The organism is Methanimicrococcus stummii (genome assembly GCF_032594435.1).
In the GTDB taxonomy this organism is placed as follows: Archaea; Halobacteriota; Methanosarcinia; order Methanosarcinales; family Methanosarcinaceae; genus Methanimicrococcus; species Methanimicrococcus stummii.
On record NZ_CP131062.1, the window covers coordinates 1,362,687 to 1,388,077 of the forward strand.

General features: G+C 53.5%; 1 protein-coding gene (only partly in view). It reads right to left on the reverse strand.

Features of this window, described 5'->3' with window-relative positions:
• Positions 1 to 25,391: the 3' portion of an InlB B-repeat-containing protein gene (locus MmiEs2_RS06625; RefSeq protein WP_316559089.1), read on the reverse strand. 3,481 nt of this gene lie beyond the right edge of the window; 25,391 of the gene's 28,872 nt are visible here — the last part of the coding sequence; its start codon lies off the right edge, out of view; the stop codon is at positions 1 to 3.

Here is a 25,391-nt window from a genome sequence, read left to right on the forward strand (position 1 = left end):
TTATTCGGATTCCATTTCTGCGTCGTAATCTTTGTCAATTTCGTCTGCTCTTCTGTAGAAGAAGGCGTAAACTGAAATTGAAATGATGTACACCAAGCACAATATTGCGTTGTTCATCGGCTCGGGCTCGGGTTCCGGATCGGGTCCGGGGCTCGGATCCGGTCCGGGTCCGGGCGGCTCAGGCTCTTCCGGAATTCCGGGCATCGGGTCGACAACGGTTGCGTTGCCGGTTCCGCTGCCGCCGTCGGATCCTGTTCTGTACCACTGCGCATAGAAAGTGATATCGTCGGTAACTCTGAACAAATCACCGGTTCTGTAAAGTGTTCCGGCTCCGTTTTGATCCATAGTCCAGCCTTTGAAGATGTGGCCTTCATAATCCATTGTGTTGGAAAGAACGGAAGTTTCATAATTGTAACTGTAACTGGATGTTGTCGGCGGAATGCCTGACCCTGTGTAACCGTTGCCGTCATACGCAATTGTGAAGCTTTCCATTGATCTGTCAATCCAAATCGCTTCGAAAGTAAGATCAGAATCCGGCATAAAGATAAACTCTGACCCGTCGCCTACAAATGTGTCAGTCGAAGAACCGCCGTTAACATCAACAACGACATTTGATTTCCAACCGTCGAATTCGTAACCGACTCTAATCAAATCAGTACCATTTTCAACAGGCAGAAGATCATCTTCGCTATATCTGACTTCTGCCGGCAAAGTTCCAATGACATCATTCGGCGCATCTGTCGTGTAAGTGACCTTGTATTCGCCTTCTTCCCAAACTGCGTATAAATTGGTTGCAGCGGATTCAAGACTCATGTCAACGCCTTGTTCGCCGGAATCGTATTGGACAATCGAAGATTGATCATCATTCCATCCTTTCAAGAAGTAACCTGTTTTAACAAAGCCCGCATCTGCGGCATTGATGATATTAACATTTGTTTTGGCGGTGTAATAAACAACAACCGGTGTACCCGGATTTCCTGCCGGAACATCAGCGCCATTCGGATAGTAGTTTATTGAATAGTCGTAAGTTGTCGGGTCATCCCAGACAGCATACAGGTCTTCGTTATTGGCAGGCATTGTGAAAATGCTTCCGATGTGATATTCCGGAGTAGTTGCTGACGGAGTTGTAGACCAACCGATTAAGATACTGCCGAGTTTTGAGAAACCGACTTCTGTTTGGTTGAGGAGTTGGTGGGTTTCACCTGCCAGTAAAGATGTCAGATGATAATTGCCTGCCGTTTCTGACCAGTAGGTCAAAACATGTCCGCCTGTGTCAGGAACATACAATGCTTTGAAAGTTGCATCGGTTGCGCCTATTGGGACTTGACCTGTTAAGGTGTAAGTCGGAGACCAGCTGTTGAAGATCCAACCTGTATTTCCGACAACAGTCGGAGCAGTCGGGTAACTGTCAACGCCTTTAATTAAATTGTAACTGAGCGCGTCGCTTGTTGTGCCGTTGCCGTCCAAATCAAATGTGACGGTGATACGGTCAGCTGCGTTTTCGACATAAGTGGCCGTGAAAGAGGCGTCACTTGCACTGGTCGGAACAACACCGCTTAAACCGTAAGCAGGCGTCCAGGCAGAGAAAGTCCAGCCGGCGTTACCGGTGACGGAAGGCGCAGTCGGGTAACTGTCAACGCCTTTAATTAAATTGTAACTGAGCGCGTCGCTTGTTGTGCCGTTGCCGTCCAAATCAAATGTGACGGTGATACGGTCAGCTGCGTTTTCGACATAAGTGGCCGTGAAAGAGGCGTCACTTGCACTGGTCGGAACAACACCGCTTAAACCGTAAGCAGGCGTCCAGCCAGAGAAAGTCCAGCCGGCGTTACCGGTGACGGAAGGCGCAGTCGGGTAACTGTCAACGCCTTTAATTAAATTGTAACTGAGCGCGTCGCTTGTTGTGCCGTTGCCGTCCAAATCAAATGTGACGGTGATACGGTCAGCTGCGTTTTCGACATAAGTGGCCGTGAAAGAGGCGTCACTTGCACTGGTCGGAACAACACCGCTTAAACCGTAAGCAGGCGTCCAGGCAGAGAAAGTCCAGCCGGTGTTACCGGTGACGGAAGGCGCAGTCGGGTAACTGTCAACGCCTTTAATTAAATTGTAACTGAGCGCGTCGCTTGTTGTGCCGTTGCCGTCCAAATCAAATGTGACGGTGATACGATCGGCGGCGTTTTCGACATAAGTGGCCGTGAAAGAGGCGTCACTTGCACTGGTCGGAACAACACCGCTTAAACCGTAAGCAGGCGTCCAGGCAGAGAAAGTCCAGCCGGCGTTACCGGTGACGGAAGGCGCAGTCGGGTAACTGTCAACGCCTTTAATTAAATTGTAACTGAGCGCGTCGCTTGTTGTGCCGTTGCCGTCCAAATCAAATGTGACGGTGATACGATCGGCGGCGTTTTCGACATAAGTGGCCGTGAAAGAGGCGTCACTTGCACTGGTCGGAACAACACCGCTTAAACTGTAAGCAGGCGTCCAGCCAGAGAAAGTCCAGCCGGCGTTACCGGTGACGGAAGGCGCAGTCGGGTAACTGTCAACGCCTTTAATTAAATTGTAACTGAGCGCGTCGCTTGTTGTGCCGTTGCCGTCCAAATCAAATGTGACGGTGATACGGTCAGCTGCGTTTTCGACATAAGTGGCCGTGAAAGAGGCGTCACTTGCACTGGTCGGAACAACACCGCTTAAACCGTAAGCAGGCGTCCAGGCAGAGAAAGTCCAGCCGGCGTTACCGGTGACGGAAGGCGCAGTCGGGTAACTGTCAACGCCTTTAATTAAATTGTAATTGAGCGCGTCGCTTGTTGTGCCGTTGCCGTCCAAATCAAATGTGACGGTGATACGGTCAGCTGCGTTTTCGACATAAGTGGCCGTGAAAGAGGCGTCACTTGCACCGGTCGGAACAACACCGCTTAAACCGTAAGCAGGCGTCCAGCCAGAGAAAGTCCAGCCGGCGTTACCGGTGACGGAAGGCGCAGTCGGGTAACTGTCAACGCCTTTAATTAAATTGTAACTGAGCGCGTCGCTTGTTGTGCCGTTGCCGTCCAAATCAAATGTGACGGTGATACGGTCAGCTGCGTTTTCGACATAAGTGGCCGTGAAAGAGGCGTCACTTGCACCGGTCGGAACAACACCGCTTAAACCGTAAGCAGGCGTCCAGCCAGAGAAAGTCCAGCCGGCGTTACCGGTGACGGAAGGCGCAGTCGGGTAACTGTCAACGCCTTTAATTAAATTGTAACTGAGCGCGTCGCTTGTTGTGCCGTTGCCGTCCAAATCAAATGTGACGGTGATACGATCGGCGGCGTTTTCGACATAAGTGGCCGTGAAAGAGGCGTCACTTGCACTGGTCGGAACAACACCGCTTAAACCGTAAGCAGGCGTCCAGGCAGAGAAAGTCCAGCCGGCGTTACCGGTGACGGAAGGCGCAGTCGGGTAACTGTCAACGCCTTTAATTAAATTGTAACTGAGCGCGTCGCTTGTTGTGCCGTTGCCGTCCAAATCAAATGTGACGGTGATACGATCGGCGGCGTTTTCGACATAAGTGGCCGTGAAAGAGGCGTCACTTGCACTGGTCGGAACAACACCGCTTAAACCGTAAGCAGGCGTCCAGGCAGAGAAAGTCCAGCCGGCGTTACCGGTGACGGAAGGCGCAGTCGGGTAACTGTCAACGCCTTTAATTAAATTGTAACTGAGCGCGTCGCTTGTTGTGCCGTTGCCGTCCAAATCAAATGTGACGGTGATACGATCGGCGGCGTTTTCGACATAAGTGGCCGTGAAAGAGGCGTCACTTGCACTGGTCGGAACAACACCGCTTAAACCGTAAGCAGGCGTCCAGGCAGAGAAAGTCCAGCCGGCGTTACCGGTGACGGAAGGCGCAGTCGGGTAACTGTCAACGCCTTTAATTAAATTGTAATTGAGCGCGTCGCTTGTTGTGCCGTTGCCGTCCAAATCAAATGTGACGGTGATACGATCGGCGGCGTTTTCGACATAAGTGGCCGTGAAAGAGGCGTCACTTGCACTGGTCGGAACAACACCGCTTAAACCGTAAGCAGGCGTCCAGGCAGAGAAAGTCCAGCCGGCGTTACCGGTGACGGAAGGCGCAGTCGGGTAACTGTCAACGCCTTTAATTAAATTGTAATTGAGCGCGTCGCTTGTTGTGCCGTTGCCGTCCAAATCAAATGTGACGGTGATACGGTCAGCTGCGTTTTCGACATAAGTGGCCGTGAAAGAGGCGTCACTTGCACCGGTCGGAACAACACCGCTTAAACCGTAAGCAGGCGTCCAGCCAGAGAAAGTCCAGCCGGCGTTACCGGTGACGGAAGGCGCAGTCGGGTAACTGTCAACGCCTTTAATTAAATTGTAACTGAGCGCGTCGCTTGTTGTGCCGTTGCCGTCCAAATCAAATGTGACGGTGATACGGTCAGCTGCGTTTTCGACATAAGTGGCCGTGAAAGAGGCGTCACTTGCACCGGTCGGAACAACACCGCTTAAACCGTAAGCAGGCGTCCAGCCAGAGAAAGTCCAGCCGGCGTTACCGGTGACGGAAGGCGCAGTCGGGTAACTGTCAACGCCTTTAATTAAATTGTAACTGAGCGCGTCGCTTGTTGTGCCGTTGCCGTCCAAATCAAATGTGACGGTGATACGATCGGCGGCGTTTTCGACATAAGTGGCCGTGAAAGAGGCGTCACTTGCACTGGTCGGAACAACACCGCTTAAACCGTAAGCAGGCGTCCAGGCAGAGAAAGTCCAGCCGGCGTTACCGGTGACGGAAGGCGCAGTCGGGTAACTGTCAACGCCTTTAATTAAATTGTAACTGAGCGCGTCGCTTGTTGTGCCGTTGCCGTCCAAATCAAATGTGACGGTGATACGATCGGCGGCGTTTTCGACATAAGTGGCCGTGAAAGAGGCGTCACTTGCACTGGTCGGAACAACACCGCTTAAACCGTAAGCAGGCGTCCAGGCAGAGAAAGTCCAGCCGGCGTTACCGGTGACGGAAGGCGCAGTCGGGTAACTGTCAACGCCTTTAATTAAATTGTAACTGAGCGCGTCGCTTGTTGTGCCGTTGCCGTCCAAATCAAATGTGACGGTGATACGATCGGCGGCGTTTTCGACATAAGTGGCCGTGAAAGAGGCGTCACTTGCACTGGTCGGAACAACACCGCTTAAACCGTAAGCAGGCGTCCAGGCAGAGAAAGTCCAGCCGGCGTTACCGGTGACGGAAGGCGCAGTCGGGTAACTGTCAACGCCTTTAATTAAATTGTAATTGAGCGCGTCGCTTGTTGTGCCGTTGCCGTCCAAATCAAATGTGACGGTGATACGGTCAGCTGCGTTTTCGACATAAGTGGCCGTGAAAGAGGCGTCACTTGCACCGGTCGGAACAACACCGCTTAAACCGTAAGCAGGCGTCCAGCCAGAGAAAGTCCAGCCGGCGTTACCGGTGACGGAAGGCGCAGTCGGGTAACTGTCAACGCCTTTAATTAAATTGTAACTGAGCGCGTCGCTTGTTGTGCCGTTGCCGTCCAAATCAAATGTGACGGTGATACGGTCAGCTGCGTTTTCGACATAAGTGGCCGTGAAAGAGGCGTCACTTGCACCGGTCGGAACAACACCGCTTAAACCGTAAGCAGGCGTCCAGCCAGAGAAAGTCCAGCCGGCGTTACCGGTGACGGAAGGCGCAGTCGGGTAACTGTCAACGCCTTTAATTAAATTGTAACTGAGCGCGTCGCTTGTTGTGCCGTTGCCGTCCAAATCAAATGTGACGGTGATACGATCGGCGGCGTTTTCGACATAAGTGGCCGTGAAAGAGGCGTCACTTGCACTGGTCGGAACAACACCGCTTAAACCGTAAGCAGGCGTCCAGGCAGAGAAAGTCCAGCCGGCGTTACCGGTGACGGAAGGCGCAGTCGGGTAACTGTCAACGCCTTTAATTAAATTGTAACTGAGCGCGTCGCTTGTTGTGCCGTTGCCGTCCAAATCAAATGTGACGGTGATACGATCGGCGGCGTTTTCGACATAAGTGGCCGTGAAAGAGGCGTCACTTGCACTGGTCGGAACAACACCGCTTAAACCGTAAGCAGGCGTCCAGGCAGAGAAAGTCCAGCCGGCGTTACCGGTGACGGAAGGCGCAGTCGGGTAACTGTCAACGCCTTTAATTAAATTGTAACTGAGCGCGTCGCTTGTTGTGCCGTTGCCGTCCAAATCAAATGTGACGGTGATACGATCGGCGGCGTTTTCGACATAAGTGGCCGTGAAAGAGGCGTCACTTGCACTGGTCGGAACAACACCGCTTAAACCGTAAGCAGGCGTCCAGGCAGAGAAAGTCCAGCCGGCGTTACCGGTGACGGAAGGCGCAGTCGGGTAACTGTCAACGCCTTTAATTAAATTGTAACTGAGCGCGTCGCTTGTTGTGCCGTTGCCGTCCAAATCAAATGTGACGGTGATACGATCGGCGGCGTTTTCGACATAAGTGGCCGTGAAAGAGGCGTCACTTGCACTGGTCGGAACAACACCGCTTAAACCGTAAGCAGGCGTCCAGGCAGAGAAAGTCCAGCCGGTGTTACCGGTGACGGAAGGCGCAGTCGGGTAACTGTCAACGCCTTTAATTAAATTGTAACTGAGCGCGTCGCTTGTTGTGCCGTTGCCGTCCAAATCAAATGTGACGGTGATACGGTCAGCTGCGTTTTCGACATAAGTGGCCGTGAAAGAGGCGTCACTTGCACCGGTCGGAACAACACCGCTTAAACTGTAAGCAGGCGTCCAGCCAGAGAAAGTCCAGCCGGCGTTACCGGTGACGGAAGGCGCAGTCGGGTAACTGTCAACGCCTTTAATTAAATTGTAACTGAGCGCGTCGCTTGTTGTGCCGTTGCCGTCCAAATCAAATGTGACGGTGATACGGTCAGCTGCGTTTTCGACATAAGTGGCCGTGAAAGAGGCGTCACTTGCACTGGTCGGAACAACACCGCTTAAACCGTAAGCAGGCGTCCAGGCAGAGAAAGTCCAGCCGGCGTTACCGGTGACGGAAGGCGCAGTCGGGTAACTGTCAACGCCTTTAATTAAATTGTAACTGAGCGCGTCGCTTGTTGTGCCGTTGCCGTCCAAATCAAATGTGACGGTGATACGGTCAGCTGCGTTTTCGACATAAGTGGCCGTGAAAGAGGCGTCACTTGCACTGGTCGGAACAACACCGCTTAAACCGTAAGCAGGCGTCCAGGCAGAGAAAGTCCAGCCGGCGTTACCGGTGACGGAAGGCGCAGTCGGGTAACTGTCAACGCCTTTAATTAAATTGTAACTGAGCGCGTCGCTTGTTGTGCCGTTGCCGTCCAAATCAAATGTGACGGTGATACGGTCAGCTGCGTTTTCGACATAAGTGGCCGTGAAAGAGGCGTCACTTGCACTGGTCGGAACAACACCGCTTAAACCGTAAGCAGGCGTCCAGGCAGAGAAAGTCCAGCCGGCGTTACCGGTGACGGAAGGCGCAGTCGGGTAACTGTCAACGCCTTTAATTAAATTGTAACTGAGCGCGTCGCTTGTTGTGCCGTTGCCGTCCAAATCAAATGTGACGGTGATACGGTCAGCTGCGTTTTCGACATAAGTGGCCGTGAAAGAGGCGTCACTTGCACTGGTCGGAACAACACCGCTTAAACCGTAAGCAGGCGTCCAGGCAGAGAAAGTCCAGCCGGTGTTACCGGTGACGGAAGGCGCAGTCGGGTAACTGTCAACGCCTTTAATTAAATTGTAACTGAGCGCGTCGCTTGTTGTGCCGTTGCCGTCCAAATCAAATGTGACGGTGATACGGTCAGCTGCGTTTTCGACATAAGTGGCCGTGAAAGAGGCGTCACTTGCACCGGTCGGAACAACACCGCTTAAACCGTAAGCAGGCGTCCAGCCAGAGAAAGTCCAGCCGGCGTTACCGGTGACGGAAGGCGCAGTCGGGTAACTGTCAACGCCTTTAATTAAATTGTAACTGAGCGCGTCGCTTGTTGTGCCGTTGCCGTCCAAATCAAATGTGACGGTGATACGGTCAGCTGCGTTTTCGACATAAGTGGCCGTGAAAGAGGCGTCACTTGCACCGGTCGGAACAACACCGCTTAAACTGTAAGCAGGCGTCCAGCCAGAGAAAGTCCAGCCGGCGTTACCGGTGACGGAAGGCGCAGTCGGGTAACTGTCAACGCCTTTAATTAAATTGTAACTGAGCGCGTCGCTTGTTGTGCCGTTGCCGTCCAAATCAAATGTGACGGTGATACGGTCAGCTGCGTTTTCGACATAAGTGGCCGTGAAAGAGGCGTCACTTGCACTGGTCGGAACAACACCGCTTAAACCGTAAGCAGGCGTCCAGGCAGAGAAAGTCCAGCCGGCGTTACCGGTGACGGAAGGCGCAGTCGGGTAACTGTCAACGCCTTTAATTAAATTGTAACTGAGCGCGTCGCTTGTTGTGCCGTTGCCGTCCAAATCAAATGTGACGGTGATACGATCGGCGGCGTTTTCGACATAAGTGGCCGTGAAAGAGGCGTCACTTGCACTGGTCGGAACAACACCGCTTAAACCGTAAGCAGGCGTCCAGGCAGAGAAAGTCCAGCCGGCGTTACCGGTGACGGAAGGCGCAGTCGGGTAACTGTCAACGCCTTTAATTAAATTGTAACTGAGCGCGTCGCTTGTTGTGCCGTTGCCGTCCAAATCAAATGTGACGGTGATACGGTCAGCTGCGTTTTCGACATAAGTGGCCGTGAAAGAGGCGTCACTTGCACTGGTCGGAACAACACCGCTTAAACCGTAAGCAGGCGTCCAGCCAGAGAAAGTCCAGCCGGCGTTACCGGTGACGGAAGGCGCAGTCGGGTAACTGTCAACGCCTTTAATTAAATTGTAACTGAGCGCGTCGCTTGTTGTGCCGTTGCCGTCCAAATCAAATGTGACGGTGATACGGTCAGCTGCGTTTTCGACATAAGTGGCCGTGAAAGAGGCGTCACTTGCACCGGTCGGAACAACACCGCTTAAACCGTAAGCAGGCGTCCAGGCAGAGAAAGTCCAGCCGGCGTTACCGGTGACGGAAGGCGCAGTCGGGTAACTGTCAACGCCTTTAATTAAATTGTAACTGAGCGCGTCGCTTGTTGTGCCGTTGCCGTCCAAATCAAATGTGACGGTGATACGGTCAGCTGCGTTTTCGACATAAGTGGCCGTGAAAGAGGCGTCACTTGCACCGGTCGGAACAACACCGCTTAAACCGTAAGCAGGCGTCCAGCCAGAGAAAGTCCAGCCGGCGTTACCGGTGACGGAAGGCGCAGTCGGGTAACTGTCAACGCCTTTAATTAAATTGTAACTGAGCGCGTCGCTTGTTGTGCCGTTGCCGTCCAAATCAAATGTGACGGTGATACGGTCAGCTGCGTTTTCGACATAAGTGGCCGTGAAAGAGGCGTCACTTGCACCGGTCGGAACAACACCGCTTAAACTGTAAGCAGGCGTCCAGCCAGAGAAAGTCCAGCCGGCGTTACCGGTGACGGAAGGCGCAGTCGGGTAACTGTCAACGCCTTTAATTAAATTGTAACTGAGCGCGTCGCTTGTTGTGCCGTTGCCGTCCAAATCAAATGTGACGGTGATACGGTCAGCTGCGTTTTCGACATAAGTGGCCGTGAAAGAGGCGTCACTTGCACTGGTCGGAACAACACCGCTTAAACCGTAAGCAGGCGTCCAGGCAGAGAAAGTCCAGCCGGCGTTACCGGTGACGGAAGGCGCAGTCGGGTAACTGTCAACGCCTTTAATTAAATTGTAACTGAGCGCGTCGCTTGTTGTGCCGTTGCCGTCCAAATCAAATGTGACGGTGATACGATCGGCGGCGTTTTCGACATAAGTGGCCGTGAAAGAGGCGTCACTTGCACTGGTCGGAACAACACCGCTTAAACCGTAAGCAGGCGTCCAGGCAGAGAAAGTCCAGCCGGCGTTACCGGTGACGGAAGGCGCAGTCGGGTAACTGTCAACGCCTTTAATTAAATTGTAATTGAGCGCGTCGCTTGTTGTGCCGTTGCCGTCCAAATCAAATGTGACGGTGATACGGTCAGCTGCGTTTTCGACATAAGTGGCCGTGAAAGAGGCGTCACTTGCACCGGTCGGAACAACACCGCTTAAACCGTAAGCAGGCGTCCAGCCAGAGAAAGTCCAGCCGGCGTTACCGGTGACGGAAGGCGCAGTCGGGTAACTGTCAACGCCTTTAATTAAATTGTAACTGAGCGCGTCGCTTGTTGTGCCGTTGCCGTCCAAATCAAATGTGACGGTGATACGGTCAGCTGCGTTTTCGACATAAGTGGCCGTGAAAGAGGCGTCACTTGCACCGGTCGGAACAACACCGCTTAAACCGTAAGCAGGCGTCCAGCCAGAGAAAGTCCAGCCGGCGTTACCGGTGACGGAAGGCGCAGTCGGGTAACTGTCAACGCCTTTAATTAAATTGTAACTGAGCGCGTCGCTTGTTGTGCCGTTGCCGTCCAAATCAAATGTGACGGTGATACGGTCAGCTGCGTTTTCGACATAAGTGGCCGTGAAAGAGGCGTCACTTGCACCGGTCGGAACAACACCGCTTAAACCGTAAGCAGGCGTCCAGGCAGAGAAAGTCCAGCCGGCGTTACCGGTGACGGAAGGCGCAGTCGGGTAACTGTCAACGCCTTTAATTAAATTGTAACTGAGCGCGTCGCTTGTTGTGCCGTTGCCGTCCAAATCAAATGTGACGGTGATACGGTCAGCTGCGTTTTCGACATAAGTGGCCGTGAAAGAGGCGTCACTTGCACCGGTCGGAACAACACCGCTTAAACCGTAAGCAGGCGTCCAGGCAGAGAAAGTCCAGCCGGCGTTACCGGTGACGGAAGGCGCAGTCGGGTAACTGTCAACGCCTTTAATTAAATTGTAACTGAGCGCGTCGCTTGTTGTGCCGTTGCCGTCCAAATCAAATGTGACGGTGATACGGTCAGCTGCGTTTTCGACATAAGTGGCCGTGAAAGAGGCGTCACTTGCACCGGTCGGAACAACACCGCTTAAACCGTAAGCAGGCGTCCAGCCAGAGAAAGTCCAGCCGGCGTTACCGGTGACGGAAGGCGCAGTCGGGTAACTGTCAACGCCTTTAATTAAATTGTAACTGAGCGCGTCGCTTGTTGTGCCGTTGCCGTCCAAATCAAATGTGACGGTGATACGGTCAGCTGCGTTTTCGACATAAGTGGCCGTGAAAGAGGCGTCACTTGCACCGGTCGGAACAACACCGCTTAAACTGTAAGCAGGCGTCCAGCCAGAGAAAGTCCAGCCGGCGTTACCGGTGACGGAAGGCGCAGTCGGGTAACTGTCAACGCCTTTAATTAAATTGTAACTGAGCGCGTCGCTTGTTGTGCCGTTGCCGTCCAAATCAAATGTGACGGTGATACGGTCAGCTGCGTTTTCGACATAAGTGGCCGTGAAAGAGGCGTCACTTGCACTGGTCGGAACAACACCGCTTAAACCGTAAGCAGGCGTCCAGGCAGAGAAAGTCCAGCCGGCGTTACCGGTGACGGAAGGCGCAGTCGGGTAACTGTCAACGCCTTTAATTAAATTGTAACTGAGCGCGTCGCTTGTTGTGCCGTTGCCGTCCAAATCAAATGTGACGGTGATACGATCGGCGGCGTTTTCGACATAAGTGGCCGTGAAAGAGGCGTCACTTGCACTGGTCGGAACAACACCGCTTAAACCGTAAGCAGGCGTCCAGGCAGAGAAAGTCCAGCCGGCGTTACCGGTGACGGAAGGCGCAGTCGGGTAACTGTCAACGCCTTTAATTAAATTGTAATTGAGCGCGTCGCTTGTTGTGCCGTTGCCGTCCAAATCAAATGTGACGGTGATACGGTCAGCTGCGTTTTCGACATAAGTGGCCGTGAAAGAGGCGTCACTTGCACCGGTCGGAACAACACCGCTTAAACCGTAAGCAGGCGTCCAGCCAGAGAAAGTCCAGCCGGCGTTACCGGTGACGGAAGGCGCAGTCGGGTAACTGTCAACGCCTTTAATTAAATTGTAACTGAGCGCGTCGCTTGTTGTGCCGTTGCCGTCCAAATCAAATGTGACGGTGATACGGTCAGCTGCGTTTTCGACATAAGTGGCCGTGAAAGAGGCGTCACTTGCACCGGTCGGAACAACACCGCTTAAACCGTAAGCAGGCGTCCAGCCAGAGAAAGTCCAGCCGGCGTTACCGGTGACGGAAGGCGCAGTCGGGTAACTGTCAACGCCTTTAATTAAATTGTAACTGAGCGCGTCGCTTGTTGTGCCGTTGCCGTCCAAATCAAATGTGACGGTGATACGGTCAGCTGCGTTTTCGACATAAGTGGCCGTGAAAGAGGCGTCACTTGCACCGGTCGGAACAACACCGCTTAAACCGTAAGCAGGCGTCCAGGCAGAGAAAGTCCAGCCGGCGTTACCGGTGACGGAAGGCGCAGTCGGGTAACTGTCAACGCCTTTAATTAAATTGTAACTGAGCGCGTCGCTTGTTGTGCCGTTGCCGTCCAAATCAAATGTGACGGTGATACGGTCAGCTGCGTTTTCGACATAAGTGGCCGTGAAAGAGGCGTCACTTGCACTGGTCGGAACAACACCGCTTAAACCGTAAGCAGGCGTCCAGGCAGAGAAAGTCCAGCCGGCGTTACCGGTGACGGAAGGCGCAGTCGGGTAACTGTCAACGCCTTTAATTAAATTGTAACTGAGCGCGTCGCTTGTTGTGCCGTTGCCGTCCAAATCAAATGTGACGGTGATACGATCGGCGGCGTTTTCGACATAAGTGGCCGTGAAAGAGGCGTCACTTGCACTGGTCGGAACAACACCGCTTAAACCGTAAGCAGGCGTCCAGGCAGAGAAAGTCCAGCCGGCGTTACCGGTGACGGAAGGCGCAGTCGGGTAACTGTCAACGCCTTTAATTAAATTGTAACTGAGCGCGTCGCTTGTTGTGCCGTTGCCGTCCAAATCAAATGTGACGGTGATACGATCGGCGGCGTTTTCGACATAAGTGGCCGTGAAAGAGGCGTCACTTGCACTGGTCGGAACAACACCGCTTAAACCGTAAGCAGGCGTCCAGGCAGAGAAAGTCCAGCCGGTGTTACCGGTGACGGAAGGCGCAGTCGGGTAACTGTCAACGCCTTTAATTAAATTGTAACTGAGCGCGTCGCTTGTTGTGCCGTTGCCGTCCAAATCAAATGTGACGGTGATACGGTCAGCTGCGTTTTCGACATAAGTGGCCGTGAAAGAGGCGTCACTTGCACCGGTCGGAACAACACCGCTTAAACTGTAAGCAGGCGTCCAGCCAGAGAAAGTCCAGCCGGCGTTACCGGTGACGGAAGGCGCAGTCGGGTAACTGTCAACGCCTTTAATTAAATTGTAACTGAGCGCGTCGCTTGTTGTGCCGTTGCCGTCCAAATCAAATGTGACGGTGATACGGTCAGCTGCGTTTTCGACATAAGTGGCCGTGAAAGAGGCGTCACTTGCACTGGTCGGAACAACACCGCTTAAACCGTAAGCAGGCGTCCAGGCAGAGAAAGTCCAGCCGGCGTTACCGGTGACGGAAGGCGCAGTCGGGTAACTGTCAACGCCTTTAATTAAATTGTAACTGAGCGCGTCGCTTGTTGTGCCGTTGCCGTCCAAATCAAATGTGACGGTGATACGGTCAGCTGCGTTTTCGACATAAGTGGCCGTGAAAGAGGCGTCACTTGCACTGGTCGGAACAACACCGCTTAAACCGTAAGCAGGCGTCCAGGCAGAGAAAGTCCAGCCGGCGTTACCGGTGACGGAAGGCGCAGTCGGGTAACTGTCAACGCCTTTAATTAAATTGTAACTGAGCGCGTCGCTTGTTGTGCCGTTGCCGTCCAAATCAAATGTGACGGTGATACGGTCAGCTGCGTTTTCGACATAAGTGGCCGTGAAAGAGGCGTCACTTGCACCGGTCGGAACAACACCGCTTAAACTGTAAGCAGGCGTCCAGCCAGAGAAAGTCCAGCCGGCGTTACCGGTGACGGAAGGCGCAGTCGGGTAACTGTCAACGCCTTTAATTAAATTGTAACTGAGCGCGTCGCTTGTTGTGCCGTTGCCGTCCAAATCAAATGTGACGGTGATACGGTCAGCTGCGTTTTCGACATAAGTGGCCGTGAAAGAGGCGTCACTTGCACTGGTCGGAACAACACCGCTTAAACCGTAAGCAGGCGTCCAGGCAGAGAAAGTCCAGCCGGCGTTACCGGTGACGGAAGGCGCAGTCGGGTAACTGTCAACGCCTTTAATTAAATTGTAACTGAGCGCGTCGCTTGTTGTGCCGTTGCCGTCCAAATCAAATGTGACGGTGATACGATCGGCGGCGTTTTCGACATAAGTGGCCGTGAAAGAGGCGTCACTTGCACTGGTCGGAACAACACCGCTTAAACCGTAAGCAGGCGTCCAGCCAGAGAAAGTCCAGCCGGCGTTACCGGTGACGGAAGGCGCAGTCGGGTAACTGTCAACGCCTTTAATTAAATTGTAACTGAGCGCGTCGCTTGTTGTGCCGTTGCCGTCCAAATCAAATGTGACGGTGATACGGTCAGCTGCGTTTTCGACATAAGTGGCCGTGAAAGAGGCGTCACTTGCACTGGTCGGAACAACACCGCTTAAACCGTAAGCAGGCGTCCAGCCAGAGAAAGTCCAGCCGGCGTTACCGGTGACGGAAGGCGCAGTCGGGTAACTGTCAACGCCTTTAATTAAATTGTAACTGAGCGCGTCGCTTGTTGTGCCGTTGCCGTCCAAATCAAATGTGACGGTGATACGGTCAGCTGCGTTTTCGACATAAGTGGCCGTGAAAGAGGCGTCACTTGCACTGGTCGGAACAACACCGCTTAAACCGTAAGCAGGCGTCCAGCCAGAGAAAGTCCAGCCGGCGTTACCGGTGACGGAAGGCGCAGTCGGGTAACTGTCAACGCCTTTAATTAAATTGTAACTGAGCGCGTCGCTTGTTGTGCCGTTGCCGTCCAAATCAAATGTGACGGTGATACGGTCAGCTGCGTTTTCGACATAAGTGGCCGTGAAAGAGGCGTCACTTGCACCGGTCGGAACAACACCGCTTAAACCGTAAGCAGGCGTCCAGGCAGAGAAAGTCCAGCCGGCGTTACCGGTGACGGAAGGCGCAGTCGGGTAACTGTCAACGCCTTTAATTAAATTGTAACTGAGCGCGTCGCTTGTTGTGCCGTTGCCGTCCAAATCAAATGTGACGGTGATACGGTCAGCTGCGTTTTCGACATAAGTGGCCGTGAAAGAGGCGTCACTTGCACCGGTCGGAACAACACCGCTTAAACCGTAAGCAGGCGTCCAGCCAGAGAAAGTCCAGCCGGCGTTACCGGTGACGGAAGGCGCAGTCGGGTAACTGTCAACGCCTTTAATTAAATTGTAACTGAGCGCGTCGCTTGTTGTGCCGTTGCCGTCCAAATCAAATGTGACGGTGATACGGTCAGCTGCGTTTTCGACATAAGTGGCCGTGAAAGAGGCGTCACTTGCACTGGTCGGAACAACACCGCTTAAACCGTAAGCAGGCGTCCAGGCAGAGAAAGTCCAGCCGGCGTTACCGGTGACGGAAGGCGCAGTCGGGTAACTGTCAACGCCTTTAATTAAATTGTAACTGAGCGCGTCGCTTGTTGTGCCGTTGCCGTCCAAATCAAATGTGACGGTGATACGGTCAGCTGCGTTTTCGACATAAGTGGCCGTGAAAGAGGCGTCACTTGCACCGGTCGGAACAACACCGCTTAAACCGTAAGCAGGCGTCCAGGCAGAGAAAGTCCAGCCGGCGTTACCGGTGACGGAAGGCGCAGTCGGGTAACTGTCAACGCCTTTAATTAAATTGTAACTGAGCGCGTCGCTTGTTGTGCCGTTGCCGTCCAAATCAAATGTGACGGTGATACGGTCAGCTGCGTTTTCGACATAAGTGGCCGTGAAAGAGGCGTCACTTGCACTGGTCGGAACAACACCGCTTAAACCGTAAGCAGGCGTCCAGGCAGAGAAAGTCCAGCCGGCGTTACCGGTGACGGAAGGCGCAGTCGGGTAACTGTCAACGCCTTTAATTAAATTGTAACTGAGCGCGTCGCTTGTTGTGCCGTTGCCGTCCAAATCAAATGTGACGGTGATACGGTCAGCTGCGTTTTCGACATAAGTGGCCGTGAAAGAGGCGTCACTTGCACTGGTCGGAACAACACCGCTTAAACCGTAAGCAGGCGTCCAGCCAGAGAAAGTCCAGCCGGCGTTACCGGTGACGGAAGGCGCAGTCGGGTAACTGTCAACGCCTTTAATTAAATTGTAACTGAGCGCGTCGCTTGTTGTGCCGTTGCCGTCCAAATCAAATGTGACGGTGATACGGTCAGCTGCGTTTTCGACATAAGTGGCCGTGAAAGAGGCGTCACTTGCACTGGTCGGAACAACACCGCTTAAACCGTAAGCAGGCGTCCAGCCAGAGAAAGTCCAGCCGGCGTTACCGGTGACGGAAGGCGCAGTCGGGTAACTGTCAACGCCTTTAATTAAATTGTAACTGAGCGCGTCGCTTGTTGTGCCGTTGCCGTCCAAATCAAATGTGACGGTGATACGGTCAGCTGCGTTTTCGACATAAGTGGCCGTGAAAGAGGCGTCACTTGCACCGGTCGGAACAACACCGCTTAAACCGTAAGCAGGCGTCCAGGCAGAGAAAGTCCAGCCGGCGTTACCGGTGACGGAAGGCGCAGTCGGGTAACTGTCAACGCCTTTAATTAAATTGTAACTGAGCGCGTCGCTTGTTGTGCCGTTGCCGTCCAAATCAAATGTGACGGTGATACGGTCAGCTGCGTTTTCGACATAAGTGGCCGTGAAAGAGGCGTCACTTGCACCGGTCGGAACAACACCGCTTAAACCGTAAGCAGGCGTCCAGCCAGAGAAAGTCCAGCCGGCGTTACCGGTGACGGAAGGCGCAGTCGGGTAACTGTCAACGCCTTTAATTAAATTGTAACTGAGCGCGTCGCTTGTTGTGCCGTTGCCGTCCAAATCAAATGTGACGGTGATACGGTCAGCTGCGTTTTCGACATAAGTGGCCGTGAAAGAGGCGTCACTTGCACTGGTCGGAACAACACCGCTTAAACCGTAAGCAGGCGTCCAGGCAGAGAAAGTCCAGCCGGCGTTACCGGTGACGGAAGGCGCAGTCGGGTAACTGTCAACGCCTTTAATTAAATTGTAACTGAGCGCGTCGCTTGTTGTGCCGTTGCCGTCCAAATCAAATGTGACGGTGATACGGTCAGCTGCGTTTTCGACATAAGTGGCCGTGAAAGAGGCGTCACTTGCACCGGTCGGAACAACACCGCTTAAACCGTAAGCAGGCGTCCAGGCAGAGAAAGTCCAGCCGGCGTTACCGGTGACGGAAGGCGCAGTCGGGTAACTGTCAACGCCTTTAATTAAATTGTAACTGAGCGCGTCGCTTGTTGTGCCGTTGCCGTCCAAATCAAATGTGACGGTGATACGGTCAGCTGCGTTTTCGACATAAGTGGCCGTGAAAGAGGCGTCACTTGCACTGGTCGGAACAACACCGCTTAAACCGTAAGCAGGCGTCCAGGCAGAGAAAGTCCAGCCGGCGTTACCGGTGACGGAAGGCGCAGTCGGGTAACTGTCAACGCCTTTAATTAAATTGTAACTGAGCGCGTCGCTTGTTGTGCCGTTGCCGTCCAAATCAAATGTGACGGTGATACGGTCAGCTGCGTTTTCGACATAAGTGGCCGTGAAAGAGGCGTCACTTGCACTGGTCGGAACAACACCGCTTAAACCGTAAGCAGGCGTCCAGGCAGAGAAAGTCCAGCCGGCGTTACCGGTGACGGAAGGCGCAGTCGGGTAACTGTCAACGCCTTTAATTAAATTGTAACTGAGCGCGTCGCTTGTTGTGCCGTTGCCGTCCAAATCAAATGTGACGGTGATACGGTCAGCTGCGTTTTCGACATAAGTGGCCGTGAAAGAGGCGTCACTTGCACTGGTCGGAACAACACCGCTTAAACCGTAAGCAGGCGTCCAGCCAGAGAAAGTCCAGCCGGCGTTACCGGTGACGGAAGGCGCAGTCGGGTAACTGTCAACGCCTTTAATTAAATTGTAACTGAGCGCGTCGCTTGTTGTGCCGTTGCCGTCCAAATCAAATGTGACGGTGATACGGTCAGCTGCGTTTTCGACATAAGTGGCCGTGAAAGAGGCGTCACTTGCACTGGTCGGAACAACACCGCTTAAACCGTAAGCAGGCGTCCAGGCAGAGAAAGTCCAGCCGGTGTTACCGGTGACGGAAGGCGCAGTCGGGTAACTGTCAACGCCTTTAATTAAATTGTAACTGAGCGCGTCGCTTGTTGTGCCGTTGCCGTCCAAATCAAATGTGACGGTGATACGGTCAGCTGCGTTTTCGACATAAGTGGCCGTGAAAGAGGCGTCACTTGCACTGGTCGGAACAACACCGCTTAAACCGTAAGCAGGCGTCCAGGCAGAGAAAGTCCAGCCGGCGTTACCGGTGACGGAAGGCGCAGTCGGGTAACTGTCAACGCCTTTAATTAAATTGTAACTGAGCGCGTCGCTTGTTGTGCCGTTGCCGTCCAAATCAAATGTGACGGTGATACGATCGGCGGCGTTTTCGACATAAGTGGCCGTGAAAGAGGCGTCACTTGCACTGGTCGGAACAACACCGCTTAAACTGTAAGCAGGCGTCCAGCCAGAGAAAGTCCAGCCGGCGTTACCGGTGACGGAAGGCGCAGTCGGGTAACTGTCAACGCCTTTAATTAAATTGTAACTGAGCGCGTCGCTTGTTGTGCCGTTGCCGTCCAAATCAAATGTGACGGTGATACGGTCAGCTGCGTTTTCGACATAAGTGGCCGTGAAAGAGGCGTCACTTGCACTGGTCGGAACAACACCGCTTAAACCGTAAGCAGGCGTCCAGGCAGAGAAAGTCCAGCCGGCGTTACCGGTGACGGAAGGCGCAGTCGGGTAACTGTCAACGCCTTTAATTAAATTGTAACTGAGCGCGTCGCTTGTTGTGCCGTTGCCGTCCAAATCAAATGTGACGGTGATACGATCGGCGGCGTTTTCGACATAAGTGGCCGTGAAAGAGGCGTCACTTGCACTGGTCGGAACAACACCGCTTAAACCGTAAGCAGGCGTCCAGGCAGAGAAAGTCCAGCCGGCGTTACCGGTGACGGAAGGCGCAGTCGGGTAACTGTCAACGCCTTTAATTAAATTGTAATTGAGCGCGTCGCTTGTTGTGCCGTTGCCGTCCAAATCAAATGTGACGGTGATACGGTCAGCTGCGTTTTCGACATAAGTGGCCGTGAAAGAGGCGTCACTTGCACTGGTCGGAACAACACCGCTTAAACCGTAAGCAGGCGTCCAGGCAGAGAAAGTCCAGCCGGCGTTACCGGTGACGGAAGGCGCAGTCGGGTAACTGTCAACGCCTTTAATTAAATTGTAACTGAGCGCGTCGCTTGTTGTGCCGTTGCCGTCCAAATCAAATGTGACGGTGATACGGTCAGCTGCGTTTTCGACATAAGTGGCCGTGAAAGAGGCGTCACTTGCACCGGTCGGAACAACACCGCTTAAACCGTAAGCAGGCGTCCAGGCAGAGAAAGTCCAGCCGGCGTTACCGGTGACGGAAGGCGCAGTCGGGTAACTGTCAACGCCTTTAATTAAATTGTAACTGAGCGCGTCGCTTGTTGTGCCGTTGCCGTCCAAATCAAATGTGACGGTGATACGGTCAGCTGCGTTTTCGACATAAGTGGCCGTGAAAGAGGCGTCACTTGCACTGGTCGGAACAACACCGCTTAAACCGTAAGCAGGCGTCCAGGCAGAGAAAGTCCAGCCGGCGTTACCGGTGACGGAAGGCGCAGTCGGGTAACTGTCAACGCCTTTAATTAAATTGTAACTGAGCGCGTCGCTTGTTGTGCCGTTGCCGTCCAAATCAAATGTGACGGTGATACGATCGGCGGCGTTTTCGACATAAGTGGCCGTGAAAGAGGCGTCACTTGCACTGGTCGGAACAACACCGCTTAAACCGTAAGCAGGCGTCCAGGCAGAGAAAGTCCAGCCGGCGTTACCGGTGACGGAAGGCGCAGTCGGGTAACTGTCAACGCCTTTAATTAAATTGTAACTGAGCGCGTCGCTTGTTGTGCCGTTGCCGTCCAAATCAAATGTGACGGTGATACGATCGGCGGCGTTTTCGACATAAGTGGCCGTGAAAGAGGCGTCACTTGCACTGGTCGGAACAACACCGCTTAAACCGTAAGCAGGCGTCCAGGCAGAGAAAGTCCAGCCGGTGTTACCGGTGACGGAAGGCGCAGTCGGGTAACTGTCAACGCCTTTAATTAAATTGTAACTGAGCGCGTCGCTTGTTGTGCCGTTGCCGTCCAAATCAAATGTGACGGTGATACGGTCAGCTGCGTTTTCGACATAAGTGGCCGTGAAAGAGGCGTCACTTGCACCGGTCGGAACAACACCGCTTAAACTGTAAGCAGGCGTCCAGCCAGAGAAAGTCCAGCCGGCGTTACCGGTGACGGAAGGCGCAGTCGGGTAACTGTCAACGCCTTTAATTAAATTGTAACTGAGCGCGTCGCTTGTTGTGCCGTTGCCGTCCAAATCAAATGTGACGGTGATACGGTCAGCTGCGTTTTCGACATAAGTGGCCGTGAAAGAGGCGTCACTTGCACTGGTCGGAACAACACCGCTTAAACCGTAAGCAGGCGTCCAGGCAGAGAAAGTCCAGCCGGCGTTACCGGTGACGGAAGGCGCAGTCGGGTAACTGTCAACGCCTTTAATTAAATTGTAACTGAGCGCGTCGCTTGTTGTGCCGTTGCCGTCCAAATCAAATGTGACGGTGATACGGTCAGCTGCGTTTTCGACATAAGTGGCCGTGAAAGAGGCGTCACTTGCACTGGTCGGAACAACACCGCTTAAACCGTAAGCAGGCGTCCAGGCAGAGAAAGTCCAGCCGGCGTTACCGGTGACGGAAGGCGCAGTCGGGTAACTGTCAACGCCTTTAATTAAATTGTAACTGAGCGCGTCGCTTGTTGTGCCGTTGCCGTCCAAATCAAATGTGACGGTGATACGGTCAGCTGCGTTTTCGACATAAGTGGCCGTGAAAGAGGCGTCACTTGCACCGGTCGGAACAACACCGCTTAAACTGTAAGCAGGCGTCCAGCCAGAGAAAGTCCAGCCGGCGTTACCGGTGACGGAAGGCGCAGTCGGGTAACTGTCAACGCCTTTAATTAAATTGTAACTGAGCGCGTCGCTTGTTGTGCCGTTGCCGTCCAAATCAAATGTGACGGTGATACGGTCAGCTGCGTTTTCGACATAAGTGGCCGTGAAAGAGGCGTCACTTGCACTGGTCGGAACAACACCGCTTAAACCGTAAGCAGGCGTCCAGGCAGAGAAAGTCCAGCCGGCGTTACCGGTGACGGAAGGCGCAGTCGGGTAACTGTCAACGCCTTTAATTAAATTGTAACTGAGCGCGTCGCTTGTTGTGCCGTTGCCGTCCAAATCAAATGTGACGGTGATACGATCGGCGGCGTTTTCGACATAAGTGGCCGTGAAAGAGGCGTCACTTGCACTGGTCGGAACAACACCGCTTAAACCGTAAGCAGGCGTCCAGCCAGAGAAAGTCCAGCCGGCGTTACCGGTGACGGAAGGCGCAGTCGGGTAACTGTCAACGCCTTTAATTAAATTGTAACTGAGCGCGTCGCTTGTTGTGCCGTTGCCGTCCAAATCAAATGTGACGGTGATACGGTCAGCTGCGTTTTCGACATAAGTGGCCGTGAAAGAGGCGTCACTTGCACTGGTCGGAACAACACCGCTTAAACCGTAAGCAGGCGTCCAGCCAGAGAAAGTCCAGCCGGCGTTACCGGTGACGGAAGGCGCAGTCGGGTAACTGTCAACGCCTTTAATTAAATTGTAACTGAGCGCGTCGCTTGTTGTGCCGTTGCCGTCCAAATCAAATGTGACGGTGATACGGTCAGCTGCGTTTTCGACATAAGTGGCCGTGAAAGAGGCGTCACTTGCACTGGTCGGAACAACACCGCTTAAACCGTAAGCAGGCGTCCAGCCAGAGAAAGTCCAGCCGGCGTTACCGGTGACGGAAGGCGCAGTCGGGTAACTGTCAACGCCTTTAATTAAATTGTAACTGAGCGCGTCGCTTGTTGTGCCGTTGCCGTCCAAATCAAATGTGACGGTGATACGGTCAGCTGCGTTTTCGACATAAGTGGCCGTGAAAGAGGCGTCACTTGCACCGGTCGGAACAACACCGCTTAAACCGTAAGCAGGCGTCCAGGCAGAGAAAGTCCAGCCGGCGTTACCGGTGACGGAAGGCGCAGTCGGGTAACTGTCAACGCCTTTAATTAAATTGTAACTGAGCGCGTCGCTTGTTGTGCCGTTGCCGTCCAAATCAAATGTGACGGTGATACGGTCAGCTGCGTTTTCGACATAAGTGGCCGTGAAAGAGGCGTCACTTGCACCGGTCGGAACAACACCGCTTAAACCGTAAGCAGGCGTCCAGGCAGAGAAAGTCCAGCCGGCGTTACCGGTGACGGAAGGCGCAGTCGGGTAACTGTCAACGCCTTTAATTAAATTGTAACTGAGCGCGTCGCTTGTTGTGCCGTTGCCGTCCAAATCAAATGTGACGGTGATACGGTCAGCTGCGTTTTCGACATAAGTGGCCGTGAAAGAGGCGTCACTTGCACTGGTCGGAACAACACCGCTTAAACCGTAAGCAGGCGTCCAGGCAGAGAAAGTCCAGCCGGCGTTACCGGTGACGGAAGGCGCAGTCGGGTAACTGTCAACGCCTTTAATTAAATTGTAACTGAGCGCGTCGCTTGTTGTGCCGTTGCCGTCCAAATCAAATGTGACGGTGATACGGTCAGCTGCGTTTTCGACATAAGTGGCCGTGAAAGAGGCGTCACTTGCACTGGTCGGAACAACACCGCTTAAACCGTAAGCAGGCGTCCAGGCAGAGAAAGTCCAGCCGGCGTTACCGGTGACGGAAGGCGCAGTCGGGTAACTGTCAACGCCTTTAATTAAATTGTAACTGAGCGCGTCGCTTGTTGTGCCGTTGCCGTCCAAATCAAATGTGACGGTGATACGGTCAGCTGCGTTTTCGACATAAGTGGCCGTGAAAGAGGCGTCACTTGCACTGGTCGGAACAACACCGCTTAAACCGTAAGCAGGCGTCCAGCCAGAGAAAGTCCAGCCGGCGTTACCGGTGACGGAAGGCGCAGTCGGGTAACTGTCAACGCCTTTAATTAAATTGTAACTGAGCGCGTCGCTTGTTGTGCCGTTGCCGTCCAAATCAAATGTGACGGTGATACGGTCAGCTGCGTTTTCGACATAAGTGGCCGTGAAAGAGGCGTCACTTGCACTGGTCGGAACAACACCGCTTAAACCGTAAGCAGGCGTCCAGGCAGAGAAAGTCCAGCCGGTGTTACCGGTGACGGAAGGCGCAGTCGGGTAACTGTCAACGCCTTTAATTAAATTGTAACTGAGCGCGTCGCTTGTTGTGCCGTTGCCGTCCAAATCAAATGTGACGGTGATACGGTCAGCTGCGTTTTCGACATAAGTGGCCGTGAAAGAGGCGTCACTTGCACTGGTCGGAACAACACCGCTTAAACCGTAAGCAGGCGTCCAGGCAGAGAAAGTCCAGCCGGCGTTACCGGTGACGGAAGGCGCAGTCGGGTAACTGTCAACGCCTTTAATTAAATTGTAACTGAGCGCGTCGCTTGTTGTGCCGTTGCCGTCCAAATCAAATGTGACGGTGATACGATCGGCGGCGTTTTCGACATAAGTGGCCGTGAAAGAGGCGTCACTTGCACTGGTCGGAACAACACCGCTTAAACTGTAAGCAGGCGTCCAGCCAGAGAAAGTCCAGCCGGCGTTACCGGTGACGGAAGGCGCAGTCGGGTAACTGTCAACGCCTTTAATTAAATTGTAACTGAGCGCGTCGCTTGTTGTGCCGTTGCCGTCCAAATCAAATGTGACGGTGATACGGTCAGCTGCGTTTTCGACATAAGTGGCCGTGAAAGAGGCGTCACTTGCACTGGTCGGAACAACACCGCTTAAACCGTAAGCAGGCGTCCAGGCAGAGAAAGTCCAGCCGGCGTTACCGGTGACGGAAGGCGCAGTCGGGTAACTGTCAACGCCTTTAATTAAATTGTAACTGAGCGCGTCGCTTGTTGTGCCGTTGCCGTCCAAATCAAATGTGACGGTGATACGATCGGCGGCGTTTTCGACATAAGTGGCCGTGAAAGAGGCGTCACTTGCACTGGTCGGAACAACACCGCTTAAACCGTAAGCAGGCGTCCAGGCAGAGAAAGTCCAGCCGGCGTTACCGGTGACGGAAGGCGCAGTCGGGTAACTGTCAACGCCTTTAATTAAATTGTAATTGAGCGCGTCGCTTGTTGTGCCGTTGCCGTCCAAATCAAATGTGACGGTGATACGGTCAGCTGCGTTTTCGACATAAGTGGCCGTGAAAGAGGCGTCACTTGCACTGGTCGGAACAACACCGCTTAAACCGTAAGCAGGCGTCCAGGCAGAGAAAGTCCAGCCGGCGTTACCGGTGACGGAAGGCGCAGTCGGGTAACTGTCAACGCCTTTAATTAAATTGTAACTGAGCGCGTCGCTTGTTGTGCCGTTGCCGTCCAAATCAAATGTGACGGTGATACGATCGGCGGCGTTTTCGACATAAGTGGCCGTGAAAGAGGCGTCACTTGCACTGGTCGGAACAACACCGCTTAAACCGTAAGCAGGCGTCCAGCCAGAGAAAGTCCAGCCGGCGTTACCGGTGACGGAAGGCGCAGTCGGGTAACTGTCAACGCCTTTAATTAAATTGTAACTGAGCGCGTCGCTTGTTGTGCCGTTGCCGTCCAAATCAAATGTGACGGTGATACGGTCAGCTGCGTTTTCGACATAAGTGGCCGTGAAAGAGGCGTCACTTGCACCGGTCGGAACAACACCGCTTAAACCGTAAGCAGGCGTCCAGGCAGAGAAAGTCCAGCCGGCGTTACCGGTGACGGAAGGCGCAGTCGGGTAACTGTCAACGCCTTTAATTAAATTGTAACTGAGCGCGTCGCTTGTTGTGCCGTTGCCGTCCAAATCAAATGTGACGGTGATACGGTCAGCTGCGTTTTCGACATAAGTGGCCGTGAAAGAGGCGTCACTTGCACTGGTCGGAACAACACCGCTTAAACCGTAAGCAGGCGTCCAGGCAGAGAAAGTCCAGCCGGCGTTACCGGTGACGGAAGGCGCAGTCGGGTAACTGTCAACGCCTTTAATTAAATTGTAACTGAGCGCGTCGCTTGTTGTGCCGTTGCCGTCCAAATCAAATGTGACGGTGATACGATCGGACGAATTTACAATATACTGAGCAGTAAAAGTATGATTTTCAGTAATTG